Origin of the sequence: Rhizobium sp. WW_1 (genome assembly GCF_003610155.1) — a bacterium.
GTDB classification, from domain to species: domain Bacteria; phylum Pseudomonadota; class Alphaproteobacteria; order Rhizobiales; family Rhizobiaceae; genus Rhizobium; species Rhizobium tropici_A.
In genome coordinates this window covers 951,212-972,655 of record NZ_RAIN01000001.1, presented here as the reverse complement: position 1 = coordinate 972,655, position 21,444 = coordinate 951,212, and the positions used below count along the sequence as shown (strand labels likewise).

Here is a 21,444-nt window from a genome sequence, read left to right as displayed (position 1 = left end):
AGGCGGGGAGAGGGGGATTGGTGCCCCAAGCGGCTTCACCTTGAGGGGAGGTCCACTGCTTGATGAGGTCGTCCCCTCGCCCCGCTTGCGGGGAGAGGGCTAGGGTGAGGGGCCAGGTACGGAGAGGCGGCATCGATGAACATGCCTAACCTGCTGATCTCAATCGCCTCAGCTCACCGCCACATGCCCCGCATCCGAGCCCCGACATCGACTCGTACCTCTCGCGCCCGAATGGCGGCTGCGCTTTCAGCCCGCGCTTGCGGCCAGCCGCAAACCTCGAAGAACTGCAAGAGTGTCGCGGGAATGAAGCGTGTGCGCGAGGCAAAGACGTGTTTGTCTCCCTGCGCATGCTGGCCGTGCACGAAGAAGCGCTGCGGGGTGACGAGATCGAGATTGTCCTTGGCCCGCGTCATGGCGACATAGAGCAGCCGTCGCTCCTCTTCGATTTCGGCTGAAGATCCGACGGCGAGATCGGCGGGGATGCAGCCGTCGACGGCGTTGAGGATGAAGACTTTCGTCCATTCCTGGCCCTTGGCGGAATGGATAGTAGACAGGATCAGATAGTCCTCATCGAGCAGCGGCACGCCGGCCTGATCGCTGGTCGCGTCAGGCGGATCGAGCGTCAGTTCGGTAAGGAAACGCTCGCGCGAGCCGTAGCCGGCGGCGATCTGTTCGAGCTGGACGAGATCCGCCTGGCGCGTCGCGGCATCCTCGTGCACCCGCTCCAGATGCGGCTCGTACCATTGCCGAACCAGGCCGATTTCCGCCGGCCAGCCGGCCTTGCCGCTCTTGATCTCCCGCATCGTCTCGACGAAGGCAGTCCAGTCGTCTCCCGTGCGGGGTGGCGGTGGCAGCTCCGTCAGCGCCGTGATCGGGCTTGCCTCTTCGCCGATCTGGTCGAGCACACGTTGCGCCGTGGAGGGGCCGACGCCGGGCAGAAGTTGCATCAGGCGGAAGCCCGCCACGCGGTCGCGCGGGTTCTGGGCAAAGCGAAGCGCCGCCAGCATGTCCTTGACATGGGCGCTGTCGAGAAATTTCAGCCCGCCGAACTTGACGAAGGGAATGTTGCGCCGGGTCAGCTCCACTTCCAGCGGGCCGCTATGGCTCGATGTGCGGAAGAGCACGGCCTGCTGCTTCAGCCTTGCACCGCCCTCGCGATTTTCCAGCACCCGATCGGCGATGTAGCGCGCTTGGTCGGCCTCGTCGCGCACCGTCACCAGCCGCGGACGCTCCGCGCTCTGCCGCTCGGTGCGCAGGTTTTTGGTGAAGCGCTCCGAGGCAAGATCGATCACGGCATTGGCGGCGGCAAGAATCGGCTGCGTCGAACGATAATTGCGGTCGAGCGTGACGATATCGGCCGGTGGCGTGAAGGCTTTCGGGAAATCGAGAATGTTGCGCACGGTCGCGGCGCGGAAGGAGTAGATCGACTGCGCATCATCGCCGACGACGGTCAAGCCTCGGCCATCGGGCTTCAAAGCCAAAAGGATGGAGGATTGCAGCCTGTTGGTATCCTGATACTCGTCGACAAGCACATGATCGAAGCGGCTGCCGATATCCTCGGCGATCAGCGGCTCTTGCAGCATATGCGCCCAGTAGAGCAGCAGGTCGTCGTAATCGAGCACGTTCTGAACCTGCTTTGCTTCGACGTAGGCGGCGAAGAGATCGCGCAGCTGCTGCTCCCACATTGCGCACCAGGGAAAGAAGTCGCGCAGCACGCCATCGAGCGGCGCTTCCGCGTTGACGGAGCGGGAATAGATAGCAAGGCAGGTCGCCTTGGTCGGGAAGCGGCTTTCCGTCTTGGAAAAGCCGAGGTCGTGGCGCGCGAGGTTCATCAGATCGGCGCTGTCTTCGCGGTCGTGGATCGTGAAGGCCGGGTCGATGCCGATCTGCTCGGCATAGTCCCGCAGCAGGCGCGCGCCGATACCGTGGAACGTGCCGGTCCAGGCGAGCGCGTCGGCGGTGATGCCGGCATTCGCTCCCAGTATCTCGCGGCAGATGCGCTCGACACGGCGACCCATCTCGGCTGCGGCGCGGCGTGAGAAGGTCATCAGCAGGATGCGGCGCGGATCGGCGCCTTTGACGATCAGATGCGCGACTCGATGGGCAAGCGTATTGGTCTTGCCGGAACCCGCCCCGGCGATGACGAGCAGCGGCCCGGCAATATGGCCGTCATCGCTCGTGCCATGCTCCACCGCCAGCCGCTGCTCCGGGTTCAGCTTTTCCAGATAGGCAGCGGTCATCGACTCTCCTGGATGCCTCGGGTAGGGGCATGAATGCGCTATACGCGGCGAATCGCCGTCGCGAAACCGAATGGGCGTTCTATGGATGTTCCGAATCGCCAAAGCCTGTCAAGATTCACGCGGTTGGCACGCAGATGTGAGAAGTTGCGCAAAAAACTTATCCGGATTCCGCTTGCTTCGGCTCGAAAAGGACTTTCTTCGTGCTTATGTATCGTTTTGGCGCGCCAATTTGAGTTTTTGGGGTTTCGCAGTGCGTAGAGTGAAGGTTTCAGAACATGAACGAAACGATCGCCACTGGCCTGCGTCTGCCTAGCGGGCTGGTGGCTTTGCCGGATGGGCGTCTGGCGCTTGTCGAAATGGATGCCAGTCGCCGTAATATGACGCTCTATGATGCAGGCGGCGCGTCCCGGGATGTTTTCCGGATCGGCGGCGCTCCGAGCGGGATTGCTCTCGACGGCGATGGATGTTTCTGGGTAGCCGGCGGCCCGGAAGACTCCCTGGTAAGGCTCTCGGCCCAGGGACGGGTCCTTCAGGTGATCGAGGGTAGCGCGGACGGCCCGTTTCTCCATCCCAATGCTCTTGCCTTCGGGCCTGATGGCCTGCTCTACATGACCGATTCCGGGTTTCGCCTCGCCGACCTGCTGGAAGGCGGTCATATCAATCCCGATTTCTTCAAGGCGGCCTATAATGGCTGCGTCTATCAGATCGATCCGGCGGAAGGCCGAGTCATCCGTGTCCTGGCTGCCGGTCTGCTCCTTGCCGGCGGTATTGCCTTCGATGCCGACGGGCTGCTTTATTACAGCGAGACGCTGACCGGAAAAATCTACCGGCAGATTGTCGGCGGGCGGCAGGAAATGTTTGCGCAGTCGATGACGTCGCCGGCTACCAATGTGCTGCGTGGGCCGTCCGATCTGGCTTTCGATCGCAGCGGCACGCTTTATTGCGCCATGTATGGCCTCGGTGAAGTCTGCCTGATCGACACCGAGGGCAAGATGGCCGGCCATATACGCACCAATGGCGCGCGGCCAGGCAATATCGCCTTTACCGTCGATGGCAAGCACTTGCTCGTTAGCGAGCAGGAAAAGGGTGTGGTGGAGAAGATAACGGCGCCTCGTCCGGGCCTGCCGTTGCATATGCCGATCATATCTTGAGGCGCTTCGCGGTCTTTCAGATCCGCTCCATGGCAGCCTAATCGCAAAACTGCCTTGCGTTCTTGCGCCGCCTCTCTTTTGTCCGGCGGGTGGACATGCCCGGAAACCGGGCATGTCCTGTTTCATATAATCGCTGCTTGTTAGGCTGCTGGGATCTGCTTGTCCTTGCCGGACGTGCCGTCCGCCTGCTTGCCATCGTTGGCAGCCGGCTTGGCATGGCGGCGGCGCCAGTCGCCGAGGAAGAGCAGGATCGGCGCTGCGATGAAGATCGACGAGGCGCCGGCGACGAGAATGCCGAACACCATCGGGATTGCGAAGCTGGAGACGGCGCTGCCGCCCCAGATCGCCATCGGCACCAGCGCCAGGAAGGCAGTGGCGTTGGTATAGAGGCTTCGCGCCAGGGTCTCGTTGATCGACCTGTCGATAATCTCACGCAGCGGCATCGACTTGTAGAGCCGCATGTTTTCACGCATGCGGTCATAGACGACGACCTTGTCGTTCACCGAATATCCGACAAGTGTCAGGATCGCGGCGATGGCTGTCAGGTTGAAATCGAGGCCGGTGATCGCGAAGAAGCCGATCGCCTTGGTGACGTCGAGGACCAGCGTGACGATGGCGCCGACCGCGAATGGCCATTCGAACCGCACCCAGATGTAGACGAGCATCGCCAGGCTGGCGATCACGACTGACAGGATGCCGGCCCAGGCAAGCTCGCCCGAGACCTTCGGACCGATGACATCGGTGCCTTCGATGGTCGCGGTCGGGTCGATTTTGACGATTTCCGCCTTGAGCTTCGTTACAGCAGCTGTCTGCGCTTCTTCGCCGCCGTCCTGACGCTGGGCGCGGACAAGCAAGCTGTTGTTGTCGCCGAAGGACTGCAGTGCGATTTCGCCGAGGCCGAGCGTATTCAGGCCCTCGCGGAACGTCGCCAAATCCGCCGCGTCCTTGGTCTTGACCGACATCTGGATGCCGCCGCGGAAATCGACGCCGTAGTTGAGGCCCGGATGGACGAACAGCACCACCGAGGCGATCGACAGGATCGCCGAGACGGTGATGCCGAAGAAGCGAGCCTTCATGAAGTGGATGTGCTTGTCATAGGGGCTGAAGGGGATCAGCGGCCTGATGTTGAGCACCTTCAGCTTGCTGCGACGGGTGATGGCGATCATCACGACGCGCACGAAGGCGACGGAGGTGAACATCGAGATAATAAGGCCGAGACCCATGGTCACGGCAAAGCCGCGAACCGGGCCGGAGCCGAAGTAGAACAGGATGGCGGCGGCGATCAAGGCCGTCATGTTGCCGTCGATGATCGTCGAATAGGCTTTCTTGAAGCCGTTATCGATGGCGGCGAAGGAACCGCGGCCCTTGCGGGTTTCTTCGCGGATGCGTTCGTTGATGAGAACGTTGGCGTCAACCGCAAGGCCGATGCCGAGCACGATACCGGCGATGCCTGGTAGCGTCAGCGTGGCGCCGACCAGCGTCAGGGCCGAGAAGGTCAGGACCGTGTGGATGAGCAGTGCGACATTCGCGAGAATGCCCCAGGTGCCGTAGAGCACGAAGATGAAAGCGGCAACGAGGACGAAGCCGACCAGGCCGCTATAGATGCCTTTCTGGATCGCATCGGCACCGAGGTCGGCGCCGACGGTGCGTTCTTCGATGACGGTCAGCTTCGCAGGCAGGGCGCCGGCCCGTAGCAGGGCTGCAAGCGTGGTGGCGCTGTCGGCGGTGAAGTTGCCGGAGATCTGGCCCGAACCGCCGGTGATCGGCTCGCGGATATTCGGCGCGCTCAGAACCTTGTTGTCGAGGACGATTGCAAAGGGCTTGCCGACGTTTTCGCGTGTGATTTCCGCAAAGCGGTTGGCGCCGGCGCTGTCGAAGCGGAAGGTCACGAGCGGCTCATGCGTGTTCGGGTCGAAGCTGACGCGGGCGTCGGTCAGGCGGTCGCCGGAAAGTTCGATGCGATCGAGAACCGGATAGCTGTTGCCCTGCTCGTCCTTCATGATGGTGACGCCGGGGCCGGGATTGTTCGGATCGACGTTATCGGCGAGCAGGTGGAAGGACATCTTGGCGGTCGAGCCGAGAAGTTCGCGCAGATGCGACGGGTCCTGTGCACCCGGAAGCTGGACGAGAACGCGGTTCGGGCCGACGCGCTGGATGGTCGGCTCGGCGACGCCGACTTGGTCGACGCGCTTGCGGATGACTTCAAGACTCTGCTGCACGGCGGAATCGACGTTGGCGGCAATGCCTGCCTGCGAGAAGGACATCGCGATGGTCGCGCCATTCGGCTTGATGCTGAGATCCGACTGGCCAGCCGAGAGGCCGGATGTGATCGTATTGGCCAGCGTCTGCAGCTGCGTCACCGCGTCACCGCTCTGCGTGGGATCGTTAAGGGTTACGACGATCTGGTCGCCGGTGCGGACGACCGAGCGGGTCTGGATGTTCTTGTCGCGCAGGACGCGGCGTGCGTCCTGCTGCAGCGATTGCAGCCGACCGTTCGTCAGGTCCTTCTCGTCGACTTCGAGGACGAGATAGGAGCCGCCGCGAAGGTCGAGGCCGAGCGAAACCTGGCTATGCGGAAGCCAGGACGGAATCTTGCTGAGAACCGACTGCGGCAGCGCGTTCGGCAATGCAATCAGAAAGCCAATGACGATGATCACTGTATAAAGTGCCACGAGCCATGGTGAAGTACGCATGGGTATTATCCTTGAAATAAGCTTATGCCTACGGTCTGGCCGCCGGCGGACTTAAGGTCTTGTCGGAGATTTAGCGCGTCTGCGCCGATCGCTTAAGCGAAGTCGCTCGGAGGGCCCCGCGCGCGATAGGCGCGGAAGGTCAGGGATTCGAACCGGGCAGCATCGTCCGGACAGTTCGATTGCCAGGAGCTTGCCGGATATCCGAGCGAGGGAAGGGCTGCAAGCGTTGCAGGCCCGATGTCGTGCCATGTCGCCTTCGGCGTCACCAGCCGGTCGGCCACGACGATGCCGCGCACCGGATCGCGCAGCGAAAGGTAGAGCGGCTGGGTGTCCTTGCCCGAAGAGAGGGCATCCGCATCGGCACGCGCGGCAAGGTTGATACCGCCGCCAAGCGCCAAGCCGATATAGGCGAAGAACGCGACGAACAGCGAGGCAATCACGCGCGCTCCGGCGCGGTGCTTCCTGTGATCGCTATCTTCGCTGTCGGCGGCGCCGAATTCGAGCGGGCTCAACGGTCCAAAATGCCTTTATTCGTCTGCCGGCGCGAACGCCGGCGGTTCGGTCATGATATCAGGACGCCTCGCGTCTTCCCACTGCATAATTCCTTAAATCTGGGTCGATTTAAGGAATTATGCAGCAGATTGAAAGTGCTACAGCGACCTTTGCGCGTCACATGTGACGCGCGGCGCTGTAGTGCGGCCTGTCATGATGCAGTTGTGCGAGCCGGTCAACCGTCCGGGCGCGATTTCTTAATTTTCCGTATCTCCCGTTTCGGCGGCGGATGGCTTGGGCGCGAGGCAGGATGCCGGGACGCGATAGGCATAAAGCGTCTTGCCCTTCATTTCGCCATAGGGCGGCGACCAGCTCTTCAGGAGCTCGGCCTGGCCCCCCGGGCAATCGATCGGATCGTTGTCGACGAACAGGACCGGACCGGTCACGCTGGCCGGCAGGGAGAAATCCTGCTCGTAATAGTTATGGGGAAAGCCGCCGAAATGGCGGGCATAGATGCGGAACGGCTGGCCCTTCAGCGTATAGTAGAGATCGGCGAGGACATCGCGGTCCTGCGCGACGATATCGGTCATCTTCGCTTCCGTGGCGATATTGGCGATTTCGTTGCTGATGACGCTGCGGCCGACATAGCGCTTCATGACAAGATCGCCGTTCGGCAGCTTGATGTCATAGGCGAAGACCGTCAGGACGGGGATGACGATGGCGACGACCGCGCCGATGATCAGCGACGTGCTCAGCCCCTTCTTCGTCAGGCGATAGAGCACCAGCACGGCGAGAATGGTGCCGGCGGCATAGGCGGAGACGGCCCAGTTGGCATAGGCCTTGGCGAGAAGGGCTTGCAGCGTGATCAGGGCTATGACCGGCACGGACAGCCAGAACAGCAGCTTTTCCCTGTCGTCGCTCTGCCCGCGGATGACCCGCCACGTTGCCCATAACATCGCATAGAAGACGACCGGGCCGACGACCCCGAATTGCGCGCCGAAGAAGCTGAGCCCGTTGAGCACATGCTTCGGCAGGCTGTTGCCGTTGCCGCCCTTGCTCCATTGGGCAATGCTTTCGGTGTGCTTGATCGTCGCCGCATCATGGGTGAGGTTCCACCAGAGATTGGGGGAAACGACGATGGCGCCGACGATCGCGGCAATCGCGACGTCCCGCCAGGCGATGCGCGCCGACCGCATCGTCAGCATGGCAATGCCGACGCCGGGGAGCAGGAAGAGCACGGAATATTTCGTCAGGAAGGCGATGCCGAGGCTGGCGCCGAGGATGATGGCTTCCAGCACCGAAGAGCGCTTGTTGAGGCCGATAAAGGCCCAGACGGCGATCGTCACGAACAGGATCTGGATCGTGTCGGTCGATACGAGCACTGCCGAGAGCGAGGCGGCGGGCAGTGTGATGAAGATGACGCCGACCCAGGGCGCGATCTCGCGTCCGGTCTCGTCGTCGATCAGCCGCCGCGTGGTGCACATCAGCATCAGCGCGGTGGCGAGGTGGAAGAGCGGCGCCGACAAGCGCACCCAGAAGGTCGAATCCGATCCCGAGATCACGTTGAAGAAGCGGATGACCCAGGCAATCATGGGCGGCTTGGAATAATAGCCAAAATCCAGATTCTGGCCCCAGAACCAGTATTGCGCCTCGTCGACGAAGAGATCCGTCCTGTTGAGGAGCAGCATGAGCACGCGCCAGAGCGTCACTCCGAAGATGATCGCAAGGGCGAGCCCCAGCGAAAGTTTCTGGCCGTGTGTTCGGGAATGGGTCGTGTCGAGCATTAAAGGATGGGTCTCGGTGCCTGATCGTGAGGCTTAATACGGAACTATTGAGGCCAAAGCTAGCTCCCGGCTATCTCGAAAGACAGCAGGGATTGCTTCATGGCGGCGAAGCGCCATGCATCCGATCCGGGCGATCCGGGATTGTGAGGTATCCGTACGGCCCGCCTAGAGAACGCGGGAAGCGGTCTTGCCGCGCGTCTCTTCGATGCGGCACAGAAGCATGAACGCCACAAGCGTCAGGCTGGCCATCAGCGAGGCGGTCAAACCAAGAACAATCATTGCTCTCTCCGTAGCGACATCGAACCTGTCTATGCCCTGGGTAGTAAGGCATGAAGCTTGCTCGTGACTTGCGGCCTGAGCGCTTGGCGGGCGTTTCACTATGCTGGAAAGTAATTTCTAATTTAGAATAAAGTAGATCGAGCGGTGCTATGCTTGGCTATTAACCTTCAGGCAAGGAATTAACCATAAATATTGAGCCTGAACGTCGGAATGGGAAAATTGTGACTCGTTCTCAGCAGGCATGAAGCCGCCCCGTCGTACCGGGTTCGATCCGGTATCCATTTCATCAAACAGGTCCGCAACAGACTTTGATGAACGAGCGAGCTTCGGTGCCTCGATCAGCTGATCGATGGCGACGGCTGCCCTTCCTCGCCTCCTCATTGCGCCTGGCGCGGATCATCAGCGGCTTCGCCGGCGCTTGGATGCGCGGCAGTTCGGCAGGGACGATTTTGGCGCAGGATACGCCGTCAGATCAGGCAGGCAGGGCGCAGGCTGGCAGCCTTCGCGACCGCTTGCGTTTTGCTGGTCTCGACGCCGGGCAATGCGACACGCTGCGCCGCAGCCGGCCGATGCTCGAAGCCCATCTCAAGGCCGGCCTTCGCGATCTTTTCCACCGCTTCCAGACTTTCCCCGATGCTTCCCGCAATTTCACCAGTGAAAGCCAGCTCGAACGGCTTCAGGATCTGCAATCCTCGCACTGGGACGTGCTGACGGATGCGCGCTTCGACAGCCTCTATGCCGAGCGAGTCAAGGTCCTGTCCGACAGCGAAAGCAAGATGGGCCTCGACCCGCGCTGGCATGTTGCGGGCCATGGCGTCATGCTGGAGCATCTTCTTTCCGGCCTTCTCGGCGAGATGGGTGGCCGCGCCATCCTGCCGGGAGCCAAGCGTCGCGCCCGCGAACTCGGCGAACTTGTGACTGCGGTCGTGCGCCTCGTCATGGTCGATGTCGAGATTGCCGTATCGCTGCGTTTCAACGAATTGCGTGTCGGCCATCAGCGCGCACTGACCGAGCAACGGACCGCCGACCGCGCTGAGGCGGCTGCCTTCATCGCCGAACTTGCCAACGGTCTGGCGGATCGCGATCTGACGACCCGGTTGCCGGCCGATTGTCCCGATGCCTATGTCGAAGTCGCGGAAGCCTTGAATGTGGCGCTCTCGGATATCCAGCAGCAGTTTTCGGCCCTGTCCGGCGGCGTGCAGGCGGCCGAGGCGACGAGCGACGCCATTTCCCGCGCCTCGAAATCTCTGGCGGAAAAGTCGGCCGAGCAGTCGCAAGGACTTGCGAACTCCGCGAGGCAATTGGCCGAGCTTGCCGACCAGGTGCGCGGCAACGCCGCCAATACCCGCTCGGCCGAGCGCGTGACGGCATCGACCCGGGCTGCGGCGGAAGATAGCGGCCGGATCGTCGGCCAGGCGATATCGGCCATGGCGGATATCGAGACCTCGGCCGAAAAGATCGGCCAGATTATCGGCGTCATCGACGAGATCGCCTTCCAGACCAATCTTCTCGCCCTCAACGCCGGCATCGAGGCGGCCCGGGCCGGCGACAGCGGTCGCGGCTTTGCCGTCGTCGCGCAGGAAGTTCGCGCGCTCGCGCAGCGTTCCGCTGATGCGGCGCGCGAGATCAAGGTTCTGGTGACGGGGACCAAGGCGCAGGTGGATGCCGGCGTCCAGATGGTCGGCCGCACCCAGGATGCGATCGGCAGCATCGTGCGCCAGGTAACCGATATCAACGACGCCATTTCAGGGATCGCCGCCGCCAGTGACGAACAGGTCGCCGGCCTGAAGACGCTGACGGCTGATATCGGCGGCTATAGCGAGCGTGCGGCCGCAAGCGAAAGTCAGGCAACCCGCACCGAAGCAGGTGCCGATCATCTGCATAGCGTCGTCGTCGAGCTCGGCCGGACCATTCGCGAGTTCCGCATCGAGCGCGAGCGGCGTCATGCAGCGCCCGCCGCGCCGGTCAAGGCCGCCCAGCAACGGCAGCTTTCCGCTCGCGACGAACTCGGTCTCGCGCGAGATGAACAAGACATGGCCGATTTCGGCTTCCCGCTTCGCAGGACCGCAACGGGAGGCGAGCGTAATGCCTTTTGATCTTTCAGTTTCATGCACATGCGGGCCGGTCGGTCCGATTTCAGACAACGAGGAATGACGCGATGCCGAGCAGGAAAGGCGAAAAGACAATCAGTCTGGCCGCGGTGCTGGACCTCAACGAGGCCTCTGCCCTTCGCGGCACGCTGATGGGATTGCGCGGCAGCAATGTCGCGATCGATGCGTCCGGCGTCGAAAGGATCGGGACCTTGTGCGTGCAGGTCATCATGGCTGCCGCCAAGACCTGGGATGAGGACAAGCTCTCCTTCACCTTCTCCAAGGTGTCGGATGCATTTCAAAAAACGATGCAGGTGATCGGGGTGGATGTCTCCCATCTGCTTGCCAAGGAGATCCGGAAATGAAGAAAAAAGTGCTGACCGTGGATGATTCACGGACCATTCGAAACATGCTTCTCGTCACCCTCAACAATGCGGGTTTCGAGACCATTCAGGCCGAAGACGGTGTCGAGGGCCTTGAAATCCTGGAAGAAGCCAATCCCGACGTCATCGTCACGGATATCAACATGCCGCGTCTTGACGGTTTCGGCTTTATCGAAGGCGTTCGCCGCAACGACAGATATCGCGCAGTTCCGATCCTCGTCCTGACGACGGAAAGCGATGCGGAAAAGAAGAACCGTGCCCGTCAGGCGGGTGCGACCGGCTGGATCGTCAAGCCTTTCGATCCCGCCAAGCTGATCGATGCCATCGAGCGCGTAACCGCCTAAACAGGACCCGCCCCTTATGGATATGAACGAAATCAAAGAGATTTTCTTCCAGGAGTGCGAAGAGCAGCTCGCCGAACTGGAATCCGGTCTCCTGAAAATGAATGACGGCGACCGCGATCCGGAAACCGTCAATGCCGTATTCCGCGCCGTTCATTCCATCAAGGGTGGGGCAGGTGCCTTCGGTCTGGACGACCTGGTCGCATTCGCCCACGTCTTCGAGACCACGCTCGATTGCGTTCGATCCAACAAGCTGGAGCCGACCCAAGATGTCCTGAAGGTCATGCTCAAGGCGGCGGACGTTCTGGCGGATCTCACCAATGCCGCCCGCGATGGCGGCAGCGTCGATCAGGCCCGCAGTCGCGGCCTGGTCAAGGAACTGGAAGCTCTGGCAACTGGCGGTGTCCCCGCGCCCTCCGTTTCCGTGGTCGTCGAGGCCGCTCCCAAGCCCGCAATGCCCGTGCCGACAGATGATAGCGGTTTTCAGCCGATCCCCTTCAGCTTCGACGACGATTTCGGCAGCGACGAGCCGGCGAACGACGGCGTGCCGGAATATGAAGTCAACTTCAAGCCGCGCTCCGATCTCTACGCCAAGGGCAACGACGCGACGCTGCTGCTGCGCGATCTCGCGCGGCTCGGCGAAATGAACATCTTCTGCGACATGGACGCCTTGCCGGGCCTCACGGATCTCGATCCCGAAGGCGCCTATTTCAAATGGGCGATCGCGATCAAGACGGACAAGGGCGAAGACGCCATTCGCACCGTCTTCGAATTCGCCGAATGGGACTGCGATCTCGAAGTCCGGCTGGCTGGCGGTGATGCTGCTTCGAGTGGCGAAGAATTGCCGATGGTGCCGGTGCCCTTCGATCTTTCGATCCTCGACGATGACACCGCCGCGCCGGCTGTCGAACCCGCCGAGGAAGCGCCGGCTCTGAAAAACGACGTTGCCGCCGCAGTCGCTGCCGCAGAGACGGCCAGCAACGTTACGCAGCTCGCTTCCGCCGCTGCGCGCGTCGAGAAGAAGGAAGCTGCCCTTGCCGCAGCTGCCTCGAATGCCGCCGCCGCGCAAAACAATGCAGCCGCTGCGGCGGCTGGGCAAACCATTCGTGTCGACCTCGACCGCGTCGATCGCCTGATCAACCTCGTCGGCGAGCTTGTCATCAACCAGGCGATGCTCTCCCAGAGCGTGATCGAAAACGACAATAACGGCGCATCTTCGATCAATATGGGTCTCGAAGAGCTGCAGCAGCTCACTCGCGAGATCCAGGATAGCGTCATGGCGATCCGCGCGCAGCCGGTGAAGCCGGTCTTCCAGCGCATGTCGCGTATCGTCCGCGAAATCGCCGACATGACAGGCAAGTCGATCCGCCTGATCACGGAGGGTGAGAACACCGAAGTCGACAAGACCGTCATCGACAAGCTCGCCGAGCCGCTGACGCATATGATCCGCAACGCCGTCGACCACGGTATCGAGAGCCCTGAGAAGCGCACGACGCTCGGCAAGAATCCGGAAGGCACCGTTCGCCTGACGGCAAAGCATCGCTCCGGCCGCATCCTGATCGAACTGGCCGACGACGGCGCCGGCATCAACCGTGAGAGAGTGCGCCAGAAAGCGATCGACAACGATCTGATCGCGGCCGACGCCAACCTTTCCGATGAGGAAATCGACAATCTGATCTTCCTGCCGGGCTTCTCGACCGCCGACAAGATTTCCGACATTTCCGGCCGCGGCGTCGGCATGGATGTTGTCAAACGCTCCATCCAGGCGCTCGGCGGCCGCATCAACATCACCTCCAAGCCGGGGCAAGGCTCCGTCTTCACCATGAGCCTGCCGCTGACCCTCGCCGTTCTCGACGGCATGGTGGTGACGGTTGCCGGCCAGACGCTGGTCGTTCCATTGACGGCAATCGTCGAAACGCTGCAGCCCGAAGCTGCGGCCATCCACTCCTTCGGTGCGAACCATCGCCTGATCTCGATCCGTAATAGCTTCTGCCCGCTGGTCGATGTCGGACGCATCCTGAATTTCCGCGCCACCCAGGCCAATCCGGTCGAAGGCGTCGCGCTGCTGGTGGAATCGGAAGGCGGCGGCCAGCGCGCCCTCATGGTCGATGCGATCCAGGGTCAGCGCCAGGTCGTCATCAAGAGCCTCGAGGCCAATTATACGCACGTGCCTGGCATCGCGGCTGCGACCATCCTCGGCGATGGCCGCGTCGCTCTCATCCTCGATGTCGATGCGGTGGTCGGCGCGTCGCGCGGCCAGTCGCTGAAGGCTGAGATGTCTTACGCGGCGGCGGGGTGAGTTGATGTCCTATGCCGTCAAGAACCTGAGCCAGGGCAATCGCGAGCTGATCGCCTTCCGCATCGGCGATCAGGAATTCTGCGTCGATATCATGTCGGTCCGCGAAATTCGCGGCTGGACTCCGGCAACGGCCATGCCGCATGCGCCCGGCTACATGCTCGGCGTCATCAATCTGCGCGGCGCGGTGCTGCCGATTATCGACCTCTCGGCCCGGCTCGGCATGAAGCGGGCGGAGCCGACGGCGCGGCATGTGATCATCGTGGCGCAGGTCAAGCATAAGGTGGTCGGCCTTCTCGTGGATGCCGTTTCGGACATCCTGACGATCACCGACGATAGCATTCAGCCGACGCCGGAGGTCTCTTCCGACCACGAACGGCAGTTTGCCCGCGGCATCGTGGCGATCGATCGCCGCATGATCTGTCTGATAGAGTTGGAAGCCCTGTTCCCTGAAAGCGAAAGCGAGGCTGCATGAGCGTGATGGGAGCAACGGATTTCAGGGCGTCTCCGGACGAGGTGCTGGCGAGCGGCGAATATCCGCTGACGCGTCGCGATCTCTCGGAAATCGCCGCCATGATCTATGCGGATGCGGGCATTTCTCTCAACGAGAGCAAGGCGTCGCTCGTCTATTCCAGGCTGTCGAAGCATATCCGCGCGCTGGGTCTTGCCGGCTTTCGCGATTACTGCCAGCTGGTTTCATCGCCGGCGGGAAGTGCCGCGCGCCGGGAGATGCTGTCGCACCTGACGACGAATTTCACGCGCTTCTTCCGCGAAAACCATCATTTCGATCATCTGCGCGACGAGGTCCTGCCGGGTCTCCTGGCGCGCGCCAAGGCCGGTGGCCGGGTGCGCATCTGGTCGGCTGCCTGTTCCGACGGGCAGGAGCCCTATTCGATCGCGCTCACCGTGCTCGCCTTGATGCCGAACGTCGCGGACTTCGATTTCAAGATCCTGGCGACGGACATCGATCCCAAGATCCTGGGTCTGGCACGCGCCGGCGCCTATGATGAGGCGGCGCTCGAAACGATTTCGCCCGCCATGCGCAAGCAGTGGTTCCAGGACGTCAACCTGCAGGGCCGCCGCAAATTCCAGATCGACGATCGCGTCAAGCGGCTGATCACCTTCAACGAGCTGAACCTGCTCGGGCAATGGCCGTTCAAGGGCATGTTCGACGTCATCTTCTGCCGTAACGTCGTCATCTATTTCGATGAGCCGACGCAGACGAAGATCTGGACCCGTTTCGCCGGCCAGCTGCACGATCACGGTCATCTCTATATCGGTCACTCCGAGCGGGTGGCCGGGGAAGCGAAGCACGTCTTCGACAATATCGGCATTACCACCTATCGCTATCTCGGCAAGAATGCGGGGAGAAAACCATGAGCACCGCTGCCCGCGTTCTCGTTGTCGATGACTCCCCGACCATGCGCGGCCTGATCACGGCCGTCTTGCGCGCCGATCCGGAGGTCAATGTCGTCGGCCAGGCCGGCGATGCGATGGAGGCGCGCGCCGCGATCAAGGCGCTCAATCCTGATGTCGTAACCCTTGATATCGAGATGCCGAACATGAACGGCCTCGAATTCCTCGAAAAGATCATGACGCTCCGGCCCATGCCGGTCATCATGGTTTCCACGATGACGCATCGCGGCGCTGACGCGACGCTCGCAGCCCTTGAGATCGGTGCGTTCGATTGCGTCGGCAAGCCCTCGCCGGGCGAGCCGCATCCCTTCGGCGATCTGGCCGACAAGGTGAAGGCGGCAGCCCGCTCGCAGCGGCAATATGTCAAGCCCGCCGCCCAGCGTGTGCCGCCGCCGGCTGTCTCGGACTTCCGCGTGGGGCGCAAGATCGTCGCGATCGGCTCCTCTACCGGCGGTGTCGAGGCGCTGATCAACGTTCTGCAGAAATTTCCGGCCAACTGCCCGCCGACCGTCATCACGCAGCACATGCCGCCGACCTTTACGCGCAGCTTCGCCGAGCGGCTGAACCGCCTCTGCGCGCCTGTTGTCCAGGAGGCGACGGATGGTGCGCGGCTGGAAATCGGCAAGATCTATCTGGCGCCGGGCGGCGAAAGGCACCTTAGGGTCGCCAACGCCTCGGCGCCCCATTGCCGTCTGGTGGACGGCGGGCCGGTAAACGGCCATCGCCCCTCTGTCGACGTGCTCTTTGATTCGGTTGCCGAACTGGCAGGCCGCAATGCCGTCGGCGTGATCCTGACCGGTATGGGCCGCGACGGCGCCGCCGGTCTCCTCAAGATGCGCCACGCCGGTGCGCGCACCATCGGCCAGAACGAGAAGACCTGCGTGGTCTACGGCATGCCGAGGGTCGCCCACGAGCTCGGTGCAGTCGAACAGCAGTTTCCGCTGAACGCCATTGGCGAGGAAATTTTGAAAGCCACAGCCGCCCGAAAGGAAGGGAGCGAATAATGTCTCTAGCGGAGAAAATCAAAGTTCTGATCGTCGACGATCAGGTCACCAGCCGCCTGTTGCTGAGCGATGCGCTGACGCAGCTCGGCTTCAAGCAGATTACGGCTGCCGGCGACGGCGAGCAGGGGATGAAGATCATGCAGCAGCAGCCGCATCATCTCGTCATCTCCGACTTCAACATGCCGAAGATGGATGGGCTCGGCCTCCTGCAGGCGGTGCGCACCAACCCGGCGACCAAGAAGGCTGCCTTCATCATCCTGACGGCGCAGGGCGACCGCGCGCTCGTGCAGAAGGCGGCGCAGCTCGGCGCCAACAACGTGCTCGCCAAGCCCTTCACGATTGAAAAGATGAAAGCTGCCATCGAGGCCGTCTTCGGAGCGTTAAAATGATCACCGAGGGTGCAGCCCGTCGCGTGCATATCATTCAGGGCGAGTACAAGGTCATCAGCGATCCCGAAGTGGTGCTGACGACCATTCTCGGCTCTTGCGTGGCGGCTTGCCTGCGCGATCCCATCGCCGGCGTCGGCGGGATGAACCATTTCCTCCTCCCGGGAATGGCCAACTCGCCGATGAACGGTGGCGATGCGACGCGTTACGGCGTGCATCTGATGGAGCTTCTGATCAACGGCCTGTTGAAGAAAGGCGCACGACGCGACCGGCTGGAGGCGAAAGTCTTCGGCGGCGCCAAGACGATCGCGACCTTTTCCAATGTCGGCGAGCAGAATGCCGTTTTCGCCATGCAGTTCCTGAAAGACGAAGGCATCCCGGTCGTCGGCTCCAGCACGGGCGGTGAGCATGGGCGCAAGATCGAATATTGGCCGATCTCCGGACGGGCCAGGCAATACCCGCTGACCGGTGCGGAAACGCAGAAGACCGTTGCGCTGGAACAGCGTCCGGTCGTGGCACCCAAGCCGGTCGACAATACGATCGAATTTTTCTGATCAGCGAGGCTACCGCATGACCCCCTTCCAGCGCATTGAAACGACTGCCATCGAGGAAACGCTTCCGGCCATCCTTCTGCGCATCGTTTCCGAATTGCACGATGTCGCCTATCTGATCGAACGCATCGAGCCGCAGCTGCTCGATATCAGCGGCGCCAGCATGATGGCGTCTCCCGAGGCGATGAAGGTCGTGCAGGGCATCGATCTTGCCGTTCAGAAGACGCGGGGCATCGCCGAATTCATCGACACGATTGCCGGCACCATGCCGGAAGGATGGACGGTCGATCTTGCAACCGCGCTGAGCCTGGTCAAGTTGACGGAGATGCAGAGGGCGCTTGGCGGCGGCGGTTTTCACGCCCATTCCCAGCCCATGGCGAAAGCTGCCGGCGATTTCGATTTCTTCTGATCTCGCCATCGGCGACAGATACTGTTTTTCTTATGTAATCCCCTCTGTTTCTCCACGGCTTTTTCCTGATTTCTCCGGCCGGACGAAACGCTCGCACAAGTTTCGGTTTCTATTTTCGCTGCAGGGTACAAAGCCATCAAGTCTTTGACGAATCGTGCGAGAACAGAATGAATCTGTTAAATCAATTAGTTCCCCTGCTTCGGAATCTGCAGAATCTCGGGAGAACGCGGCTGATGATCCTGGGGGGCGTGGGCGCGGTGTCCATGCTGCTGATCCTTTTTGCGGCCCTCTATGTCAACAAGCCAGCCCAGGAGACGCTGTATGTCGGCCTGGATGCGACCGATCTCAACCAGATCAGCATCGCGCTTGCGGAAGCCAAGATCAATTTTCAGGTTGGTACGGATGGCACCAGCCTGACAGTTCCGGCCGGGATGACCGGCAAGGCTCGCGCGCTTCTCGCCGAGCGTGGCCTACCCACCAGCGGCAAGGCCGGTTATGAGCTCTTCGACAATGTCGGCTCGCTCGGTCTGACCTCCTTCATGCAGGAAGTCACTCGCGTCCGTGCTCTCGAGGGTGAAATCAGCCGCACCATCACCTCGATCGCCGGCATCAGCGCCGCCCGCGTCCATATCGTCATGCAGGACGTCGGCAACTTCCGCAAGGCCGACCAGAAGCCGACGGCATCGGTCATGATCCGGGCGAGCGCGGAAGCCGCCCGCAAATCGGCCTCGGCAATCCGTCACCTCGTCGCCTCCGCCGTTCCCGGCCTGGAGGTCGATGACGTGACGATCCTCGATTCCACCGGCCAGTTGCTTGCATCGGGCGATGATCCCGGCAATGGCGCTCTCAGCCGCAATCTTGGCATCGTGCAGAACGTGCAGAACGAGGTCGAATCCAACATCGACAAGGCGCTCGCGCCCTTCCTCGGCATGGACAACTTCCGCTCCAGCGTAACGGCGCAGTTGAACACCGACAGCCAGCAGGTGCAGGAAACCACTTACGATCCGGACTCGAAGGTCGAGCGTTCCGTCCGCACCGTGAAGGAAGCCCAGAAGTCGCAGCAGAGCCAGCCCGACAGCGCCGCGACTGTGGAACAGAATATTCCGCAGGCGGCTCCGCAGTCCGGCGGCAACACGCCGACGTCGAACGACCAGTCCGACAAGCGCGAAGAGCAGACGAACTACGAAATCAACAGCAAGACGACGGCGACGACCCGCAACAGCTACAGGGTCGAAAAGCTGTCCGTCGCCGTGGTGGTCAACAAGGGTCGTATCGCCCAGATGGTCGGCCAGGGTGCCGACCAGGCAAAGATCGACGCCTATATCGCCGAAATGCAGAAGATCGTCGCGACGGCGGCTGGCGTCGATCCGTCGCGCGGCGACGTCGTGACGGTCAACGCGATGGACTTCCTCGACACCCAGCTGCTCGAGGACACGTCCTCCAGCTTCAGCATCACCGACATGCTGAGCCGCAACATGGCCGGCATCATCAACTCGCTGGCCTTCGTCGCGGTCGCCTTCCTGATCGTCTGGATGGGCTTCCGTCCGCTGATCCGCTCGCTCGGCGGCGCAAACAGCGGTGCCGCGCTGCCGGAAGCGGCCGGCCTCGAACTGCCGGACTTCGCACCTGCGGTTGGCGGCCCGGGCGCGGCGCTGATGGACGGCTTCGGCTCCGACTTCGGCTTCGACAGCACCGACGACCTGCTGACGATGGGCGACGACGGCGGCACCTTCAACCGCCGTGTCAAGGAAGGACCGGAGCGACGCCTGTCCCGCATGGTGGAAATCAGCGAGGAGCGCGCCGCGAAGATCCTCAGAAAATGGGCCGTCGACAAGGCCGCCTGACAGAAGGACCGGGAAATTTCCCGGTCCTTTTTTATTGTCCGGGCGACGGCATTTGATCTTGCGACATCGTCGGCGCCACCTGTGATCAATTAGTCGCTGCCAAGCGAATTGACGTGTTCGTAAGATGGAATTTCACTGGATAGACGGTTGCTGGGTATAAAGAATCGACTTACAAATACTATGGCCGCTACGTAATAGCCGTGTATTCAAAGCGAATCGGCCCTCGTTTTCCGTGTTTTGCATGTTTTAAGTTGCAGGTACCCGGAATGCGGAAAAATCAGTCCATGGTTCGCAGATCGTGTTTTCGGCGGTGCATGGCAACACGGGCGCAGATGTGTAATTCAAGGATGAGTGCGCTCATCTGCCCGCTTCCGCCGGGATGTGTTTGTGTCGCGGGGAGAAAGATCCGGCGCTGAAGCCTCATCGGAATCCCTTTGGGTTTCCTGAGCTGATGTGTCGGGCTCATGGGAACAATGCTCTCGTTGACGACGAATCGTCCAACAGCGGCAGGAAATGCAAGTATGGACATGCAGATATCGCAGATGAGCAAGGGCGATAGAGATGCGCGATCGATCGTGTCCGCCGGAGCTATGTCGCGCGAGCAGCTTATTTTGCAGCTGAATGCCGTTTCCGGCCCAGGCTATCTGCAAGCCGGCCTTCACGCACTGACGAATTATGCCGGTGCCTGCCACTATCTTCTCGTCCGGTCGGATCTTATCCAGGAAAGCGGCCTGGATTTCGTGATTTCCTCCGATTGGCCTTTCGATCTCGTCCGCCGCCTGTCAGCGGAACTGACGAGCGGCTATGGCAGGATAGGCGAGCTGGAAAAATGCATGGCGCTGTTTCAGGCGAGCGTCGCGCTGTTGCCCGATGATGTCCTGCCGCCTGACGGCGTCGGCCGCCAGTACTACTCCTTGACCTTCAATGTCGGTCGTACGCGCTTCTCGCTGCTGTTGCTGGCGGCGGAAGCGGGGCTGCTTTCGCCGGAGCGGCTGCGCGATGTCGGCCTGCTGGCCGGCTATCTCGCCAGTTCCACGCGCTGTTTCGAGGGCAAGCTGGAGCGGGAGTTCGATCTGACCGAACGTGAGCTGGAATGTCTGTTCTGGATCGCCGAAGGCAAGACGAGCGACGAGATCGCCATGATTCTCGGGATCTCGCGCAATACCATCAACAACTACATCACGAGCGTCATGCGCAAGACCGCCACCAAGACCCGCTCGGAGGCGATCGCCTTCGCGGTGCGCAACAATCTCGTTTAAAGGCCGACCGGATGCGCTATCAGCCAGACAGGACGACGGATATGCCGGGTGAATCCAGGCTGACCCGTTCCGGGCGGATTTCCGGCCGCTCCGATCTGTTTCCGAAGCTGGTGTCGATGCAGAAACTGGTCGATGCGCAGCATTTCGCCGTCTATCGGCTGCATGGTTCCGGTCTGCCTCACAAGCAGCGTCTGGTCTGCGAACTCGACAATTGGGGCTCGGCCAATTCTGTCATCGGCAAATCTTTCGTGGAGGCCTATGGCGAAGCGCTGATCGAGCATATCGACAAATCGCTGCTCCCGCTGATGTGGAACGGGCGTGACAGCGACAGCACGGCCGAGACGCCGGATTTCGCCGTCTTCACGCAACGTCTGAAACCGCATCTCCTGCCCTTTGCCGGCGTCGCCTTTCCTGTGCGGCTGGGTGCGGTCGGCAACGGCTACATCGTCTTCACGGCCAAGTTCATGGATCTCGCAAGCGATCTGATCGTAGAGCTGCACGGCCGCTGCTGTCAGATCATGATGGAGCTTCTGTCGCTGGATGAGCGGCGCTCGCAGGCTGCCGAAGCGCTCAGCGAGCGCGAAATCGCCTGCCTGCAGCTTGCCGGCGACGGGCGCATCAGCGAGGAGATCGCCGAGAAGCTGGGATTGTCGGTGCATACCGTCAATGCCTATCTCGGATCGGCGACGATCAAGCTCGACAGCGTCAACCGCATCCAGGCAATCGCAAAGGCGATTCGCTTCGGTTACATAAGCTGACGCGGCGGTGCCGCGCGGAGCATTTGCGGTGAGGCGCAGTTGCCGACCGCTTGCTGCTGAAACAAACA

At 61.7% G+C, this 21,444-nt stretch carries 18 protein-coding genes; 14 read left to right on the top strand and 4 right to left on the bottom strand.

The window, feature by feature from the left end:
- Window positions 1-173: 173 nt before the first annotated feature.
- Window positions 174-2,240 carry an ATP-dependent helicase gene (locus tag BJ928_RS04595; RefSeq protein ID WP_047628126.1) on the bottom strand — a complete coding sequence of 689 codons (2,067 nt, stop codon included), beginning with the start codon at window positions 2,238-2,240 and terminating at the stop codon, window positions 174-176.
- Window positions 2,241-2,515: 275 nt separating this feature from the next.
- Here BJ928_RS04595 and BJ928_RS04590 point away from each other — a divergent pair, with 275 nt between their 5' ends.
- Window positions 2,516-3,391, top strand: a complete 876-nt coding sequence (locus tag BJ928_RS04590; protein WP_047628123.1) for an SMP-30/gluconolactonase/LRE family protein — start codon at window positions 2,516-2,518, stop codon at window positions 3,389-3,391.
- 140 nt (window positions 3,392-3,531) lie between these two features.
- On the opposite strand, the gene secD is transcribed toward BJ928_RS04590, so the two are convergent.
- The 3 genes from secD to BJ928_RS04575 form a co-directional block, all read right to left on the bottom strand.
- Window positions 3,532-6,084 (bottom strand): protein translocase subunit SecD, encoded by a 2,553-nt coding sequence (gene secD, locus BJ928_RS04585; protein WP_047628121.1) that lies wholly within the window; start codon window positions 6,082-6,084, stop codon window positions 3,532-3,534.
- A 92-nt stretch (window positions 6,085-6,176) separates the two neighbouring features.
- On the bottom strand, window positions 6,177-6,596 hold the full coding sequence (locus tag BJ928_RS04580; protein ID WP_047628119.1) for a hypothetical protein: 420 nt from the start codon (window positions 6,594-6,596) through the stop codon (window positions 6,177-6,179).
- Window positions 6,597-6,833: 237 nt separating this feature from the next.
- Window positions 6,834-8,360: a glycosyltransferase family 39 protein gene (locus BJ928_RS04575; protein WP_047628117.1), complete on the bottom strand. Its 1,527-nt coding sequence runs from the start codon at window positions 8,358-8,360 to the stop codon at window positions 6,834-6,836.
- Window positions 8,361-9,088: 728 nt separating this feature from the next.
- Here BJ928_RS04575 and BJ928_RS04570 point away from each other — a divergent pair.
- From BJ928_RS04570 to BJ928_RS04510, 13 genes are all read left to right on the top strand, one after another.
- Window positions 9,089-10,735 (top strand): globin-coupled sensor protein, encoded by a 1,647-nt coding sequence (locus BJ928_RS04570; protein ID WP_047628799.1) that lies wholly within the window; start codon window positions 9,089-9,091, stop codon window positions 10,733-10,735.
- 62 nt (window positions 10,736-10,797) lie between these two features.
- Window positions 10,798-11,094, top strand: coding sequence for an STAS domain-containing protein (locus tag BJ928_RS04565; RefSeq protein ID WP_047628116.1), 297 nt, complete (start codon window positions 10,798-10,800; stop codon window positions 11,092-11,094).
- The gene (gene cheY1, locus BJ928_RS04560) at window positions 11,091-11,456 is read left to right on the top strand and encodes a chemotaxis response regulator CheY1 (RefSeq protein ID WP_004128526.1); all 366 of its coding nucleotides are present in this window, start codon (window positions 11,091-11,093) and stop codon (window positions 11,454-11,456) included. The genes BJ928_RS04565 and cheY1 overlap by 4 nt, the downstream gene beginning before the upstream one ends.
- A gap of 16 nt (window positions 11,457-11,472) precedes the next feature.
- Window positions 11,473-13,752, top strand: coding sequence for a chemotaxis protein CheA (locus tag BJ928_RS04555; RefSeq protein WP_047628111.1), 2,280 nt, complete (start codon window positions 11,473-11,475; stop codon window positions 13,750-13,752).
- A 4-nt stretch (window positions 13,753-13,756) separates the two neighbouring features.
- Window positions 13,757-14,224 carry a chemotaxis protein CheW gene (locus BJ928_RS04550; protein WP_047628109.1) on the top strand — a complete coding sequence of 156 codons (468 nt, stop codon included), beginning with the start codon at window positions 13,757-13,759 and terminating at the stop codon, window positions 14,222-14,224.
- On the top strand, window positions 14,221-15,129 hold the full coding sequence (gene cheR / locus BJ928_RS04545) for a protein-glutamate O-methyltransferase CheR (RefSeq protein ID WP_047628107.1): 909 nt from the start codon (window positions 14,221-14,223) through the stop codon (window positions 15,127-15,129). The genes BJ928_RS04550 and cheR overlap by 4 nt, the downstream gene beginning before the upstream one ends.
- Window positions 15,126-16,169, top strand: coding sequence for a protein-glutamate O-methylesterase CheB (cheB, locus tag BJ928_RS04540; RefSeq protein ID WP_047628106.1), 1,044 nt, complete (start codon window positions 15,126-15,128; stop codon window positions 16,167-16,169). The genes cheR and cheB overlap by 4 nt, the downstream gene beginning before the upstream one ends.
- Window positions 16,169-16,558, top strand: a complete 390-nt coding sequence (locus tag BJ928_RS04535; protein ID WP_007695708.1) for a response regulator — start codon at window positions 16,169-16,171, stop codon at window positions 16,556-16,558. The genes cheB and BJ928_RS04535 overlap by 1 nt, the downstream gene beginning before the upstream one ends.
- Complete coding sequence (gene cheD / locus BJ928_RS04530) at window positions 16,555-17,109, top strand: chemoreceptor glutamine deamidase CheD (protein ID WP_047628103.1); 555 nt, start codon at window positions 16,555-16,557, stop codon at window positions 17,107-17,109. The genes BJ928_RS04535 and cheD overlap by 4 nt, the downstream gene beginning before the upstream one ends.
- 16 nt (window positions 17,110-17,125) lie before the next feature.
- On the top strand, window positions 17,126-17,515 hold the full coding sequence (locus BJ928_RS04525) for a hypothetical protein (protein WP_047628101.1): 390 nt from the start codon (window positions 17,126-17,128) through the stop codon (window positions 17,513-17,515).
- A 167-nt stretch (window positions 17,516-17,682) separates the two neighbouring features.
- A complete protein-coding gene (fliF, locus tag BJ928_RS04520; protein ID WP_047628099.1) occupies window positions 17,683-19,359 on the top strand; it encodes a flagellar basal-body MS-ring/collar protein FliF in 1,677 nt (558 codons plus the stop codon).
- A 521-nt stretch (window positions 19,360-19,880) separates the two neighbouring features.
- Window positions 19,881-20,618 (top strand): helix-turn-helix transcriptional regulator, encoded by a 738-nt coding sequence (locus BJ928_RS04515; RefSeq protein ID WP_047628097.1) that lies wholly within the window; start codon window positions 19,881-19,883, stop codon window positions 20,616-20,618.
- A gap of 41 nt (window positions 20,619-20,659) precedes the next feature.
- On the top strand, window positions 20,660-21,376 hold the full coding sequence (locus BJ928_RS04510; protein WP_120296460.1) for a helix-turn-helix transcriptional regulator: 717 nt from the start codon (window positions 20,660-20,662) through the stop codon (window positions 21,374-21,376).
- Window positions 21,377-21,444 lie beyond the last annotated feature (68 nt).